General features: G+C 70.8%; 10 protein-coding genes and 1 rRNA gene. 6 read left to right on the top strand and 5 right to left on the bottom strand.

Features of this window, described 5'->3' with window-relative positions; genetic code table 11:
* Positions 1 to 37: 37 nt before the first annotated feature.
* Positions 38 to 1,563: ribosomal RNA gene (locus tag OG357_RS33065) — 16S ribosomal RNA — on the bottom strand.
* A gap of 138 nt (positions 1,564 to 1,701) precedes the next feature.
* On the opposite strand from OG357_RS33065, the gene OG357_RS33060 reads away from it, so the two are divergent.
* The 3 genes from OG357_RS33060 to ptsP all read left to right on the top strand — a co-directional run bounded on the left by OG357_RS33060 (position 1,702) and on the right by ptsP (position 4,443).
* Positions 1,702 to 1,974: a hypothetical protein gene (locus OG357_RS33060; RefSeq protein ID WP_329624601.1), complete on the top strand. Its 273-nt coding sequence runs from the start codon at positions 1,702 to 1,704 to the stop codon at positions 1,972 to 1,974.
* Positions 1,975 to 2,242: 268 nt separating this feature from the next.
* On the top strand, positions 2,243 to 2,692 hold the full coding sequence (locus tag OG357_RS33055) for a PTS sugar transporter subunit IIA (protein ID WP_317593702.1): 450 nt from the start codon (positions 2,243 to 2,245) through the stop codon (positions 2,690 to 2,692).
* Between the two features lie 80 nt (positions 2,693 to 2,772).
* Positions 2,773 to 4,443 carry a phosphoenolpyruvate--protein phosphotransferase gene (gene ptsP / locus OG357_RS33050; RefSeq protein WP_329624600.1) on the top strand — a complete coding sequence of 557 codons (1,671 nt, stop codon included), beginning with the start codon at positions 2,773 to 2,775 and terminating at the stop codon, positions 4,441 to 4,443.
* Positions 4,444 to 4,521: 78 nt separating this feature from the next.
* On the opposite strand, the gene OG357_RS33045 is transcribed toward ptsP, so the two are convergent.
* Together OG357_RS33045 and OG357_RS33040 are read right to left on the bottom strand one after the other, a co-directional pair.
* The gene (locus OG357_RS33045) at positions 4,522 to 5,412 is read right to left on the bottom strand and encodes a hypothetical protein (protein WP_329624599.1); all 891 of its coding nucleotides are present in this window, start codon (positions 5,410 to 5,412) and stop codon (positions 4,522 to 4,524) included.
* Between the two features lie 23 nt (positions 5,413 to 5,435).
* Positions 5,436 to 6,722 (bottom strand): MFS transporter, encoded by a 1,287-nt coding sequence (locus tag OG357_RS33040; protein ID WP_329624598.1) that lies wholly within the window; start codon positions 6,720 to 6,722, stop codon positions 5,436 to 5,438.
* 45 nt (positions 6,723 to 6,767) lie between these two features.
* On the opposite strand from OG357_RS33040, the gene OG357_RS33035 reads away from it, so the two are divergent.
* Positions 6,768 to 8,087: an aminotransferase class I/II-fold pyridoxal phosphate-dependent enzyme gene (locus OG357_RS33035; RefSeq protein ID WP_329624597.1), complete on the top strand. Its 1,320-nt coding sequence runs from the start codon at positions 6,768 to 6,770 to the stop codon at positions 8,085 to 8,087.
* Positions 8,088 to 8,170: 83 nt separating this feature from the next.
* On the opposite strand, the gene OG357_RS33030 is transcribed toward OG357_RS33035, so the two are convergent.
* Entirely contained in the window at positions 8,171 to 9,769 is a 1,599-nt protein-coding gene (locus OG357_RS33030) for a serine protease (protein WP_329624596.1), read from the bottom strand.
* A gap of 134 nt (positions 9,770 to 9,903) precedes the next feature.
* On the opposite strand from OG357_RS33030, the gene OG357_RS33025 reads away from it, so the two are divergent.
* Both OG357_RS33025 and OG357_RS33020 read left to right on the top strand, forming a co-directional pair.
* Entirely contained in the window at positions 9,904 to 10,629 is a 726-nt protein-coding gene (locus OG357_RS33025; RefSeq protein ID WP_329624595.1) for an RNA polymerase sigma factor, read from the top strand.
* Positions 10,626 to 11,711: a CU044_5270 family protein gene (locus OG357_RS33020; protein ID WP_329624594.1), complete on the top strand. Its 1,086-nt coding sequence runs from the start codon at positions 10,626 to 10,628 to the stop codon at positions 11,709 to 11,711. Before OG357_RS33025 ends, OG357_RS33020 begins: the two co-directional genes overlap by 4 nt.
* Positions 11,712 to 11,777: 66 nt before the next feature.
* Here the strand turns inward: OG357_RS33020 and OG357_RS33015 are convergent, their stop codons facing one another.
* Entirely contained in the window at positions 11,778 to 13,748 is a 1,971-nt protein-coding gene (locus OG357_RS33015) for an acetoacetate--CoA ligase (RefSeq protein ID WP_329624593.1), read from the bottom strand.
* Between the last annotated feature and the right edge of the window lie 5 nt (positions 13,749 to 13,753).

The following is a 13,753-nucleotide window of genomic DNA, read 5'->3' as shown; positions in this document are numbered from 1 at the left end:
CAGAACGTTTGTCTGCAATCGGTACTGTGCTCCTTAGAAAGGAGGTGATCCAGCCGCACCTTCCGGTACGGCTACCTTGTTACGACTTCGTCCCAATCGCCAGTCCCACCTTCGACAGCTCCCTCCCACAAGGGGTTGGGCCACCGGCTTCGGGTGTTACCGACTTTCGTGACGTGACGGGCGGTGTGTACAAGGCCCGGGAACGTATTCACCGCAGCAATGCTGATCTGCGATTACTAGCAACTCCGACTTCATGGGGTCGAGTTGCAGACCCCAATCCGAACTGAGACCGGCTTTTTGAGATTCGCTCCGCCTCGCGGCATCGCAGCTCTTTGTACCGGCCATTGTAGCACGTGTGCAGCCCAAGACATAAGGGGCATGATGACTTGACGTCGTCCCCACCTTCCTCCGAGTTGACCCCGGCGGTCTCCTGTGAGTCCCCATCACCCCGAAGGGCATGCTGGCAACACAGGACAAGGGTTGCGCTCGTTGCGGGACTTAACCCAACATCTCACGACACGAGCTGACGACAGCCATGCACCACCTGTATACCGACCACAAGGGGGGCACTATCTCTAATGCTTTCCGGTATATGTCAAGCCTTGGTAAGGTTCTTCGCGTTGCGTCGAATTAAGCCACATGCTCCGCTGCTTGTGCGGGCCCCCGTCAATTCCTTTGAGTTTTAGCCTTGCGGCCGTACTCCCCAGGCGGGGAACTTAATGCGTTAGCTGCGGCACCGACGACGTGGAATGTCGCCAACACCTAGTTCCCAACGTTTACGGCGTGGACTACCAGGGTATCTAATCCTGTTCGCTCCCCACGCTTTCGCTCCTCAGCGTCAGTAATGGCCCAGAGATCCGCCTTCGCCACCGGTGTTCCTCCTGATATCTGCGCATTTCACCGCTACACCAGGAATTCCGATCTCCCCTACCACACTCTAGCCTGCCCGTATCGGATGCAGACCCGGGGTTAAGCCCCGGGCTTTCACACCCGACGTGACAAGCCGCCTACGAGCTCTTTACGCCCAATAATTCCGGACAACGCTTGCGCCCTACGTATTACCGCGGCTGCTGGCACGTAGTTAGCCGGCGCTTCTTCTGCAGGTACCGTCACTTTCGCTTCTTCCCTGCTGAAAGAGGTTTACAACCCGAAGGCCGTCATCCCTCACGCGGCGTCGCTGCATCAGGCTTTCGCCCATTGTGCAATATTCCCCACTGCTGCCTCCCGTAGGAGTCTGGGCCGTGTCTCAGTCCCAGTGTGGCCGGTCGCCCTCTCAGGCCGGCTACCCGTCGTCGCCTTGGTAGGCCATTACCCCACCAACAAGCTGATAGGCCGCGGGCTCATCCTTCACCGCCGGAGCTTTTAACCAGCTCCCATGCGGAAGCCGGTGTTATCCGGTATTAGACCCCGTTTCCAGGGCTTGTCCCAGAGTGAAGGGCAGATTGCCCACGTGTTACTCACCCGTTCGCCACTAATCCACCCCGAAGGGCTTCATCGTTCGACTTGCATGTGTTAAGCACGCCGCCAGCGTTCGTCCTGAGCCAGGATCAAACTCTCCGTGAATGTTTGCCGGTAATCCGGCGATACACTCGCGTTGAGCGGAACGATCGAGTCGGAATAAGACCGATCGTTCACAGCGTCCTCGCTGTGTGCCACCCGGCTAGGGGTGGACTTTTTCAAAGGAACCTCGACCATCCGAAGATGGACGGGGTATCAACTAATCTGGCGTTGATTTTTGGCACGCTGTTGAGTTCTCAAGGAACGGACGCTTCCTTTGTACTCACCCTCTCGGGCTTTCCTCCGGGCTTCCCTTCGGTATTTCGTGTTTCCAGCTTAGCAGACCCGGTTTCCCGTTTTTGCCACCCGCTGGAGCGGGTTGCTGGGATCGGAATTCGCTTGCGCTTTTCCGTTCCCGGCGGGGTCAAACATTACCAGGCTTTCTCGGTCCCCCTGACCACTCCCCCGGCGAGCTGACGCACGCAGAGGTGTAGACCACTGGGGTTAGGATCTGGCTTGATAGGTGCTGCCGACCCGCGACTCAAGGCCGCGTTGGGGTCAGGCAGGAGTACGACAGTACATCCCACCGCCAGTAGAGGCAAATCGTTTCGGGGTAGTCCTAGGTCCGCGAACTGGTACGTCTCGTGCGGAACTGGGACTTCTTATGACTTACGCTTCTGAACAGTACGCCGTCCAGGACAGGTAGTGACGGCGCCACACAATCTCCGCCCCTGGGAGGCTTCCCATGACATCCGTGACGTCGCCGCTTGCCGGACGCGCCATCGGTCTCGCCGCAGTTCCCGACCCGGTCTTCTCCGGTGCGATGGTCGGTCCTGGTACCGCCATCGATCCCGTGCGTGAGCCCTCGGAGGCGGTGTCCCCTCTCGACGGGGTCGTCGTCTCCATGCACCCGCACGCCTTCGTCGTCGTCGACAGTGAGGGGCACGGCGTGCTCACCCACCTCGGCATCGACACCGTTCAGCTCAACGGGCAGGGCTTCGAGCTGCTCGTCAACAAGGGTGACACCGTGACGCGCGGACAGGCCGTCGTGCGCTGGAACCCCGCCGAGGTCGAGGCCGCCGGCAAGTCCCCCATCTGTCCCATCGTGGCCCTGGAGGCCACCGCGGACTCGCTCTCCGACGTCGTCGAGGACGGCGACGTGAAGGCCGACGACCTGCTCTTCAACTGGAGCTGAGTCGGTTCGTCGTCGTGACGACCGCGAGTTCGACATTCAACGCGGCGGCCGGGGCCGTCGCTCAATCGGAGACGGGTGAGATGGAGACAACGCTGCGAGGCGTCGGCGTCAGCCACGGTGTGGCTATCGGCGAGGTCCGGCACATGGGCACGGCGGTTCTCGAACCGCCGGCCAAGCAGATTCCGGCCGATGAGGCGGAGCGCGAACAGGGGCGCGCCCGTCAGGCGGTGGAAGCTGTGGCCGCGGACCTCAACGCGCGAGGCAATCTGGCCGGCGGCGAGGCCCAGGCGGTGCTCGAGGCCCAGGCGATGATCGCCCAGGACCCGGAGCTCATCGCCGACGTCGACCGCCGGATCGCGGTCGGCAGTACCGCGGAGCGCGGTATCTACGACGCGTTCTCGCACTACCGGGAGCTGCTCGCGGGTGCCGGTGAGTACATGGCCGGGCGCGTCGCCGACCTCGACGACGTGCGGAACCGGATCGTCGCCCGGCTGCTCGGCGTCCCGATGCCCGGTGTGCCGGACAGCGACGAGCCGTACGTGCTGATCGCGCGGGACCTTGCGCCCGCCGACACGGCTCTGCTCGACCCGACGCTCGTCCTCGGTTTCGTCACGGAGGAGGGCGGGCCTACCAGCCACAGCGCGATTCTCGCGCGGGCGCTCGGTGTGCCGGCCATCGTCGCGCTGCCCGGCGCGGGTGAGCTCGCCGAGGGCACGCTCATCGCCGTCGACGGTTCGACCGGTGAGCTCTTCGTCGACCCCAGCGAGGAGAAGAAGACAGAGCTGACGCAGGCCGCCGCCGCGCGGAAGGCCGCGCTGTCCTCGTCGAGCGGTCCTGGTGCGACCTCGGACGGGCACAAGGTGCCGCTGCTCGCCAACGTCGGCGGTCCGGCGGACGTGCCGGCCGCTGTGGAGGCGGGCGCCGAGGGCGTCGGTCTGTTCCGTACGGAGTTCCTCTTCCTGGACGACAGCAAGCAGGCTCCGTCCGAGGAGAAGCAGATCGAGGCCTACCGCAAGGTGCTCGAGGCGTTCCCCGAGGGCCGTGTGGTCGTGCGGGTGCTCGACGCCGGTGCGGACAAGCCGCTGGACTTCCTGACGCCGGTCGACGAGCCGAACCCCGCGCTCGGTGTGCGCGGGCTGCGGTCGCTGCTCGACCACCCGGAGGTGCTGCGGACGCAGCTGACCGCGCTGGCGAAGGCCGCCGAGGGGCTGCCCGTGTACCTCGAGGTCATGGCGCCGATGGTGGCCGACCGTACGGACGCGAAGGCCTTCGCCGACGCGTGCCGCGAGGCGGGGCTGCGGGCGAAGTTCGGTGCGATGGTCGAGATTCCCTCGGCCGCGCTGCGGGCGCGCTCGATTCTCCAGGAGGTCGAGTTCCTGTCGCTCGGCACCAACGACCTCGCGCAGTACACCTTCGCCGCCGACCGTCAGGTCGGTGCCGTGTCGCGGCTCCAGGACCCGTGGCAGCCCGCGCTGCTCGACCTGGTCGCGCTGTCCGCCGAGGCGGCCAAGGCCGAGGGCAAGAGCTGTGGTGTCTGTGGTGAGGCGGCTTCGGACCCGCTGCTCGCCTGTGTCCTGACGGGTCTGGGGGTCACCTCCCTGTCGATGGGCGCCGCGTCGATTCCGTACGTGCGGGCGACGCTTGCCAAGTACACGCTGGCGCAGTGCGAGCGGGCCGCTGCCGCGGCGCGTGCCGCGGACACCGCGCACGAGGCGCGCCTCGCCGCGCAGGCGGTGCTGTCCGGGGAGTGATCCCTGGCTGTCGCCGACGTAGGTGAGGAAGGGGCTTCCCGTCACTTTGGTGGCGGGGAGCCCCTTCCGCGTGTGGGGTCAGTGGTGGGCGGGCCACTCGTCGTCGGGGGCGGGGGCGAGGGGGAAGCCTGCGCGGTAGTCGACGCCCGGCTCCGGGGAGAGGGGCTCTCCCGTGCGGGCGTCGGTGCAGTAGGCGGCGAAGACCTCGGCCTCGGTGAGAGGGATGAGTGTGCCGCCGGTGAGGCGCCAGCCGTGGAGGCGGTCGGCGGTGCCGGGGGTGGTCGTCCGCAGGACGAGGCCGCCTGGTGCCGCGAGGGTGATGCCCGCCGCGAGGACTGCCGTGAATTCCGCTGCCTCGGTGCCTTCGAGGTCGCCCACGCCGTGGGCGTGGAGGACTGCGAGGAGTTGGTCGTCGGCCGCGGGGACGCTGCAGACGAGATGGTGGGCGCCCGCGCCCGCTGCTTCGAGGAGGCGTACGAGCAGGCGGGAGGCCTGCTCGAAGGCTGCCCTTCCGATGTCCTTGCCGCAGGTCGCGCAGTCGCCCGCGGTGGCGAGGACCGTGGTCGCGTACTCCCAGGTGGCGTGGCGGACGGCGGTGTCGACGAGTTCCGGCAGGAGGGCGCTCAGCGGCTGTCCTGTGTAGGTGACGCGGGCTCCTGTGGTGGCGAGGTGCGCGGTGAAGCGGCTGCGGCTCGTGGGGTGGTCCGGGTCGAGGGCCGTCTCCGCGCAGTAGGCCTCGTACTCCTCGGGGTCGAAGAGGGTGACCGTCGTGTGTCCGCCCTGGGTGGCGAGGGATTTGAGGAGCGCCTCGATCTGCTCGAGGTAGGTCGTGTGGTCGTCGAAGGCGAAGGTGCTGTAGCGGCGCATGGCCGCGAAGTCCTGCGCGTCCGCGAGGAGTCCGACGGTGCTCGGAACCTCGCGGCGGAGGGCGCGGCGGAGGTGGGTGGTCGTGGTGCCGGTCCTGGTCATGTCTCCCCCTGGTGACAGTCCGATCAGTGCTCACTCACCGTAACCTTCGGCACTGACAGTGACGGTTCGGTCAGGCGTCGGCGGACGAGGCGGTTCTGGGCCGTGCAGGTGGCGACCAGGGCCGCGCCGAGGACGGGCCAGCCGAGGGGGCCCGTGGAGACGAGTCCTGTCATGAGGAGGGGGCCCGCGAAGCGCTGGGTGGACTGGGCGAGGCCGTGGACGCCGAGGTAGGCGCCCTGGGCGTCGTCCGGGGCGAGGGCTACGGAGATCTCCCAGGAGGCGATGGTGTGGATCATCTCGGCGAACGTGAGGACCACGGCCGCGGTGATCAGGGCTGCGATGGAGAGGGTGCGGCCGGTCACGGCTGAGGCGGCGACGGCAAGGGTGCCCGTCGCGAAGAGGGCTGCCAGCGGGGTGTAGAGGCGGCGGGCGGCTTCGGTGGTGGCGCCGAAGCGGGAGAGCGGGACCTGGAAGATCACGACGAGGGCGCTGTTGAGGACCAGGAGGAGCGGGGCGAGGCCCACGGGGGCTTCGGTCGCGTGGACGATCCAGAGGGGCAGGGCGACCTGGAGGATCGAGTCGTGGAGGAAGAAGACGCCGTCGCCCGCGGTGAAGGCGAGGAAGCCGCGGTCGCGCCAGGGGTTGGAGGGCTTGGCGCTCGGGGTCGCGTTCGTCGAGGCCGCCACTACGCGGGAGGCCGTTGGGGCCGGGGGCTCGGCGCAGCGGAGGGTGAGTGCGGCCATGACCAGGTAGGAAAGCGCGTCGCCGATGAGGAGGAGCTGGAAGGCGGTGGTGGAGCCGACGGCGAGTGCCGCTGCCGCGCCGAGGCCGCCGAGGGTCCAGCCGAGGTTGGAGGTCGTGCGGTTGATGGCCTGGTAGCGGACGCGGTCGGCGCCTGCCACGCGCGCCGCGTACAGCTTGGTGAGGACGTTCGTGGCGCGGTCGGGGAGGGCGCCGACGGCCGAGAGCAGGACGAGGAGTGCGTAGTCGTCGGTCGTGAGGAGGGCCAGGAGGGCCGCCGCACGCAGGAGTTGGGCACCGATGATCACGCGGACGAGGGGGAAGCGGTCCGCGAGGCGACCGCCGAGGGGGGCGCCCGCGATGCCGGCGGCGCCGGAGATGGCGATGAGGAGGCCCACTTGACCGAGGCCGAGCCCTGTGACGTAGGTGAAGTAGAGGGCCATGGCGGTGGACCAGAGGCCTGTGCCGCACTTGTCGATGAAGCCGATGACGAGCATGCGGCGGCCGTCGCGGCCACCGGGGATGCGGTCCTTGAGGGGTGGGCGGGTCGGACGAGTGGTGCGGCTCATGGGTCCCCCTTGCCTGTTCCTTTGTATTGATACATACTGTGTTACGTGGCAGCACAATATGTGATCGAAGGGGCTACGGCCAAGGGGGTTGCCGCGTCCGTGGAAAGGGGCGTGGCGGAGGGTCGGCTCGCGCCCGGCGACGCCCTGCCGCCTGTGCGGCGGCTCGCCGACGACCTCGGAGTGAGCCCGGGGACGGTGGCGACGGCCTACAAGGAGTTGCGGCAGAGGGGGCTGATCGTCACCCGCGGCCGGGGCGGCACGGTGGTCGCGGACGTGCCGTCGGTCGCCTCCCGGCGGCCCCCGCGCGTGCCGGCCGGGCTCGTCGATCTCGCCGGCGGGCATCCCGACCCCGCCTTCCTGCCCGTACTGCGGCCACCTTCGGCCGTCGCCCCGGTGTACGGCTCCCATCGCGCGGCCCCGCGTCTCCCGGCGCTCGAAGCGCTGTCGAGGGAGTGGTTCGAACGGGACGGGGTGCCCGCGGAGCACGTGACGTTCGCGCACGGCGCGCTGGACTGCATCGCGCGGCTCCTCTCGACGGAGCTGCGGCCCGGCGACGCCGTGGCCGTCGAGGATCCCGGCTTCCACCACCTGCTCGACCTCGTCCCCGCGCTGGGGTTGCGGATGGTGCCTGTCGCGGTGGACGGCGAGGGACTCGTCGCGGAATCGCTGCGGACGGCACTGCGGAGCGGGGTGCGCGCAGTGGTGTGCAGTCCGCGCGGACAGTGCCCCACCGGCGCCTTCTTCACCCGGTCGCGGAGGGACGAACTGGTTGCCGTACTGCGGGAGTTCCCCGAGGTCCTCGTCGTCGAGGACGATCACAACGCCGAGGTGGGCGGAGCCGCGGCGTACACGCTCGCGGCTGCGGGGCTCGACCGGTGGGCGCAGGTGCGGACCGTGTCCAAGCACCTCGGCATCGACCTGCGGTGGGCCGGGGTCGCGTGCGACGCGGTGACGCTGGCGCGTCACGACGGGCGGATGCTGATGACCTCGGGCTGGGTCAGTCACGTCCTCCAGGAGACGGCGACCGGGCTGCTCGCCGATGCCGCGGTGCGGGACCTCGTGGCGGCCGGCGAGGCCGCGTACGCGGAGCGGCGTGCCGCGCTGATCGGGGCACTCGGCACGTACGGGATCCGCGCGGTGGGGGCGAGCGGGCTGAACGTGTGGGTGCCCGTGCGGGACGAGTCCGCTGTCGTCAACGGGCTGCGGACGCAGGGCTGGTGGGTCGCCGCGGGCGCGCGCTTCCGGATCGCCGCGCCGCCGGCCGTCCGGATCACGACGGCGACGCTCGCGCCTGCGGACGCGGTGCGCCTCGCGGCGGACTTCGCCGGGGTGCTCGGGGACTCGCAGGCCACGTACGGGGGTTGAGAGGGCAGGGGCGGGGGGGTGCTGGTGCTCCGGGGGAGATTTCGTCCTCCTCCCGGAGCTTCTTCCTGCGCTTGGATGTCAGTTCATCGGGTGCGGTAGGCGTTCCGCAGGGTCTCGGTGAGGGTGTTGCCCGCGGTGTCGGTCAGTTCCGCGCGGAGCGAGACCGTCCCGCCGGGGCCGGGGGTGCGGAACCCCGCCCGGCCGTCGAGGACCGGGACCCGGGTCCACGTGGTGCCGCCGTCCGTGGACACCGACACGGTGAGGGAGCGGACGCCGATCGTGGCCACCGCGCCCTGGACGGTCACCGGGACCCGCGTCAGGGCGCCCGCCGGGGCGGTGCCGTCGAGGTCGAGGGCAGGGGCGAAGCGGACCGTGCTGAGCGGGAGTTCCGCGGGGCGGGAGGCGGCGGCCGAGGTGAAGGTCCAGGACGCCGTGACGCGTCCGCCCGCCGTCGGGCCGCTGCCGTGGGTCGCCGTGGCCGTGAGCTTGTACGCGGCGCGGCCGGGCGTGGTGGTGAACTCCGCGCGGCCCGGGGTGCCGTTCCGGGTCCCGATCAGGACGCCGTCGCGGTGGAGCGTGGTGGTGGCGCCGTGGAAGCGCGGCGCTGTTGGCACGTGGCCCTCCCCGTCGGCGAGGAGCGGGATGTCGAGGGCGAGGGTGTCGCCGGTGCGGAGGCCCGCGGGGCGGGCGTCGGGGGCCGGGTCGAGGGCGGGGCCGTAGACCGCGTTGTCGAAGGTGTGCGTGGTGGTGGCGCCCGCGCGTACCGCGAAGTCGTTCGCGAAGTAGCGGTTGGGCGGGGTCTCGGGGGCGGCGTAACCGACGTCCCACAGGCCCCGCTCCGGGGTCACGAGGAAGGTCGCGGTGGCCAGGGGTGCGAGGGGCGTCATGAGTCCGACGGTGGGGCCGGCGCTGGGCTGGATGTCGACGAACCCGGACCCGGTGGCTCCGCCGGGGGCGGCCGCGCGGACCTTCACGGTGGCCAGCTCACCGGGCGCCGGGTTCCGGACGAGGCCGGTCAGGGCGCGGTCGGACGTGAAGGTGTAGCCGAGTGCGTAGTCGGCGCGCTCGCCGGACCAGTAGGTGTCGATCCACTCCTTCACCGAGCCCGATTCGGCGGCGGGGCCGAGGTGGGCCACCCGCAGGCGGTCGCCCGCCATCATGATGTGCGCCGAGCGGGTCGTCCCCTCGTGGGTGGCCTCCACGAACGCCATGCTGTGGAGGTAGCGGGCGCCGTCGTCCTGCGGGCGGACGTTCACCGGGGCCGTGGTGCGGGCGTCGACGGTGACCGCCGTGTCGTGGTCGAGGTCCAGACGGGGCTGGACGATCCAGTCGGTTCCCTCGGCCGGGTCGGCGCCGAGCAGGGTGGAGTCGAGCAGGTAGCGGCCCTTGGGCAGTCGGACGGTGACCGTTCCGGACTCGTCGTAGGGGGTTGCCGAGGCGTCGGCTCCGGGGCCGGAGATGCCGGTGACGCTCGTCTGGTAGCGGCCTGTGGCGGCTCCCGCGCGGTCCAGGTGCCGGATGGTCAGCGTGTACGTCTCGGGGGTTCCGTCCGCGGCGACCGCTGTCGGGTTCAGCGCGGAGAGGGACGTGCCGGCGAGGACTCCGGCCAGGGCCAGGGTGCGCAGGACCGAGCGCCGGGTCGTGCGTCGGGTCGTGGAGCGGGGTGTCGTGGGATCGTTCATGTCCAGCACTGCTCGCGGCGGGCGGGGCGTTCCCGTGACCTGGGACACATCGCAGGCCAGGTCGGGCCGGCGGTGTGTCCCAGGTCACGGGAACGCCGGCGAACCAGCGCCCAGTGCGTTATGTGGAATCACCTATGAGAGATCGTTTCCGCGCCGGAGACCCGGCGGCGCTGGGCGAGGCGTACGACGAGCACGCGCGGGTCCTGTACCACTACGCGTTCCGGGTGTGCGGCGACCGGGCGGCGGCCGAGGACGTCGTCTCCGCCACGTTCCTGGAGGCCTGGCGCTGCCGCGGGAAGGTGCACGCCGACGGCGGCACCCTGCGGCCGTGGCTGCTGGGCATCGCGACCAACATCATGCGTGGCGCCGCGCGGGAGGCGCGGCGCCGGGACGCGGCGCTCGCCAGGCTCCCCGAGCGGGGTGTGCTGCCCGACTTCGCCGACGACGTCCTCGCCCGGATGACGGACGGCGAGCAGGTACGGGCGGCCCGTGCCGCGCTCGGCAAGCTCCGGCGCCGTGAACAGGAGGTCTTCACGCTGGTGGTGTGGGCCGGCCTCGACTACGCCGCTGCCGGAGAGGCGCTGGGCATACCGGTCGGGACCGTGCGGTCCCGGCTGTCCCGGGCCCGTGAGCGGCTTCGCAAGCTCGCGGACGCCGAACTGCGCGCGCTGCGGCGGCGAGAGCGGTCCGCCGGGCCGACGGCCGGACGTTCCGGATGCGCGGGACGTTCCCTCGGGCGGCCCGACGTCCAGCAGCCCGTTGTCCGGCAGCCGCCTGTCCCGCACGTCGTCCGGTCCGCTGTCCAGCCCGCCGTCCGCCCCGCCCTCGTGCCCCGATCGACCCCGGAGAACCAGGCATGAACGCCTCCCGAAAGACGCACTCGACGCACTCCCCCTCGGACGAGCTCCTGCGCGGCGAGCTGACGGAGCTTCTCCCGCCGCCGCCCGTGCCCGACCTCGAACCCGAGCGGGAGCACGCCCTCCGGTACGCCGTCCTGCGCGACGCCCTGGCCTCCGGGCCCGCCCCGCGCCGCCCGCGTACCCCCCGCGCCGTCCCCCGCTTCACCTGGATCGCCGCGCCCGCGGTGGCCTGCGCGCTGGTGGCCGGTGTCGTCGTCCTCGCTCCCCCGGAGACTCCGGCCGGGCCCTCGGGCCGGGTGACGGCCGGGCCGTCGACGGCGCCCGACGCCGGGCTGGTGCTGTCCCGCGCCGCGCTCGCCGCCGCCGCCGCTCCGGGGCCGGACGTCCGGCCCCGGGACTTCGTCTATGTCAGGAGCCTGGTCGCCTACGCGGGGCGCAGCGCCGCCGGGGGCGTCGCCACGCTGCCTCCCGCCCGTCAGCGTGAGGTGTGGCTCTCCGCCGACGGCGGCCGCCCCGGGCTCCTGCGCGAGGCCGGCGCGGCCGACTCCGTAATCGCCCTGCGCCTGCCCGTGTACGAGCTGGACCACCGGGGGTTGACGCCGCGGCCGTCCACCCTGGAGGCGGATGGGCCGTCCGTCACCAACCCGACGCACACGTACGTGGCCACCCTGCCGACCGACCCCGAGGCTCTGCTGCGGCTGGTCCGGGAGGAGACCCGCGGGGACGGGGGCGACGCCGATCAGCGGGCCTTCCGCGCGATCGGCACCCTGCTCGCCGAGACCTGGGCTCCTCCGAAGGTGACGTCCGCGCTGTACGAGGCCGCGGCGCGGATCCCGGGGGTCAGCGTCCTGCCGTCCGCGAAGGACGCCGCCGGGCGTGAGGGCGTCGCCGTCGCCCGTACCGCCGACGGCGAGCAGACCCAGTGGATCTTCGACCGGGCGACCTCGGCGTTCCTCGGCGAGCGCACGGTCCTCACCGAGACCACGGACGCGGGGAAGAAGGGCACGGTGCTCGGCGTGTCCGCCGTCCTCGCCAAGGGCGCCGTCGCCCGGACCGGCGAGCTGCCGCGCGGCGGCGCCTGAGCCCCGTCGGCGCACGCGAAGAGGCCGGTCCCCCTGCCCACGGGGACCAGCCTCTTCGTGTGCGCGTCAGGACCTGCGGGTGGCCGCCAGGGTCTCGTAGAAGTGGAGGAGACCGAGGTTGTCGACCGAGCCGGCGTTGACGGCCTTGGCCAGGGGCGTGCCCTGGAGGAGGCGCTTGACGGGGACTTCGATGCGCTTGCCGGTGAGGGTGTGCGGGACGCCCGGCACCTCGATGATGTCGTCGGGGACGTGGCGCGGGGAGAGCTCCGTGCGGATCGTCCGCTTGATGCGGCCGATCAGCTCGTCGTCGAGCGTGGCGCCGTCCACGAGGTGGACGAAGAGCGGCATCCAGTAGCCGCCGTCCGGCTCCTCCAGGCCGATCACCAGGGATTCACGGATCTCCGGGAGGCGTTCGACGGCCTCATAGATATCGGCGCTCCCCATCCGCACGCCCTGACGGTTCAGGGTGGAGTCGGAGCGGCCGTGGATGACGACCGAGCCGTGGTCGGTGATCGTGATCCAGTCGCCGTGGCGCCAGACGCCCGGGAACATCTCGAAGTAGCTGTCGCGGTAGCGGCTGCCGTCGGGGTCGTTCCAGAAGTGGATCGGCATGGACGGCATGGGGTTGGTGACGACGAGCTCGCCGACCTCGCCGATCACCGGCTTGCCCGAGGGGTCCCAGGACTGGAGGTCGGTGCCGAGGCCGGCCGCCTGGAGTTCGCCGATGTGGACGGGGAGCGTGGGGACGGCGCCGGCGAAGCAGGAGCACACGTCCGTGCCACCGCTGACGGAGGCGATCCACAGGTCCTCGCGGACCTCGTCGTGGAGCCAGCGGAAGCCGTCGGGGGGCAGCGGGGAGCCGGTGGTGGCCACGCACTTCACGGCCGAGAGGTCGAAGTCCCGGCCGGGGTGCACGTCCGCCTTGGCGCAGGCCATGACGTACGCGGCGGAGGTGCCGTACAGGGTGGCGCGGGTGCGTTCGGCGACGCGCCACTGGGCGCCGGTGTCGGGGTAGCCGGGGCTGCCGTCGTACAGGACGACGGTCGTGCCGGTGAGCAGGCCGGAGACGAGGAAGTTCCACATCATCCAGCCGGTGGAGGTGTACCAGAAGAACACGTCCTCGGGGCCGAGGTCGCAGTGGAGGCCCAGCTGCTTGACGTGCTCGACGAGGATGCCGCCCTGGGACTGGACGATCGCCTTCGGCAGGCCGGTGGTGCCGGAGGAGTACAGGACCCACAGCGGGTGCCCGAACGGGACCTGCTCGTAGACCGGCTCGACGTCGGCGGCGACGAGGTCGGCCCAGTCGAGCGTCCCTTCCGGGGCGGGGGTGCCGAGGAGCGGGATGTGGACGACGGCGCGGAGGGTGGGCAGCTCGGCGCGGAGTTCGGCGACGGTCTCGCGGCGGTCGTGCTCCTTGCCGCCGTAGCGGTAGCCGTCGACGGTGAAGAGGACGACCGGCTCGACCTGCTGGAAGCGGTCGAGGACGCTGCGGGCGCCGAAGTCCGGGGCGCAGGAGGTCCACACAGCGCCGACGGCGGCGGTGGCGAGGAGGGCCACGACGGACTGCGGGACGTTCGGCAGGTAGCCGCTGACGCGGTCGCCGGGCTGTACGCCGATCGCGCGCAGTTCGGCGGCGAGGGAGCCGACCTGGCGGCGGAGCTCGGCCCAGGTGGTCGGCGCGGGCTCATGTGTCTCGTCCACATGGAGCAGTGCCGTGTCATGGGGTCGCTCGTCGGCGGCGCGCAGGGCGTGCTCGGCGTAGTTGAGGGTGGCGCCGGGGAACCACTCGGCGCCCGGCATCGAGCGGTCGCCGAGGACCCGCTCGTACGGGGTGGAGAAGCGGAGGTCGAACCACTCGACGACGGCCTGCCAGAAGGCTTCGAGCTCCTCGACCGACCAGCGGTGGAGCGCCGGGTAGCCGCCCTCGGCCGGAGCGCCGTGGTGCTCGGCCGCCCAGGCCTGGAAGCGGGTGACGGCGGCGGAGGCGATGCGTTCGTCGTCCGGCTGCCAGAGCGGCTCGGTCTGCGCTGATGTCATGGGGC

This window comes from Streptomyces sp. NBC_01255 (assembly GCF_036226445.1).
Classification (GTDB): Bacteria; Actinomycetota; Actinomycetes; order Streptomycetales; family Streptomycetaceae; genus Streptomyces.
The sequence above is the reverse complement of the archived record's forward strand: the minus strand, read 5'-3'. Positions and strand labels throughout refer to the sequence as shown.

Bases quoted from the DNA above. Each gene is read 5' to 3' on its own strand.
- OG357_RS33025 (WP_329624595.1), top strand. From the start codon at position 9,904: ATGAGAGATCGTTTCCGCGCCGGAGACCCGGCGGCGCTGGGCGAGGCG.
- ptsP (WP_329624600.1), top strand. From the start codon at position 2,773: ATGGAGACAACGCTGCGAGGCGTCGGCGTCAGCCACGGTGTGGCTATC.
- OG357_RS33040 (WP_329624598.1), bottom strand. From the start codon at position 6,722: ATGAGCCGCACCACTCGTCCGACCCGCCCACCCCTCAAGGACCGCATC.
- OG357_RS33060 (WP_329624601.1), top strand. From the start codon at position 1,702: ATGGACGGGGTATCAACTAATCTGGCGTTGATTTTTGGCACGCTGTTG.
- OG357_RS33045 (WP_329624599.1), bottom strand. From the start codon at position 5,412: ATGACCAGGACCGGCACCACGACCACCCACCTCCGCCGCGCCCTCCGC.
- OG357_RS33020 (WP_329624594.1), top strand. From the start codon at position 10,626: ATGAACGCCTCCCGAAAGACGCACTCGACGCACTCCCCCTCGGACGAG.
- OG357_RS33015 (WP_329624593.1), bottom strand. From the start codon at position 13,748: ATGACATCAGCGCAGACCGAGCCGCTCTGGCAGCCGGACGACGAACGC.
- OG357_RS33030 (WP_329624596.1), bottom strand. From the start codon at position 9,769: ATGAACGATCCCACGACACCCCGCTCCACGACCCGACGCACGACCCGG.
- OG357_RS33055 (WP_317593702.1), top strand. From the start codon at position 2,243: ATGACATCCGTGACGTCGCCGCTTGCCGGACGCGCCATCGGTCTCGCC.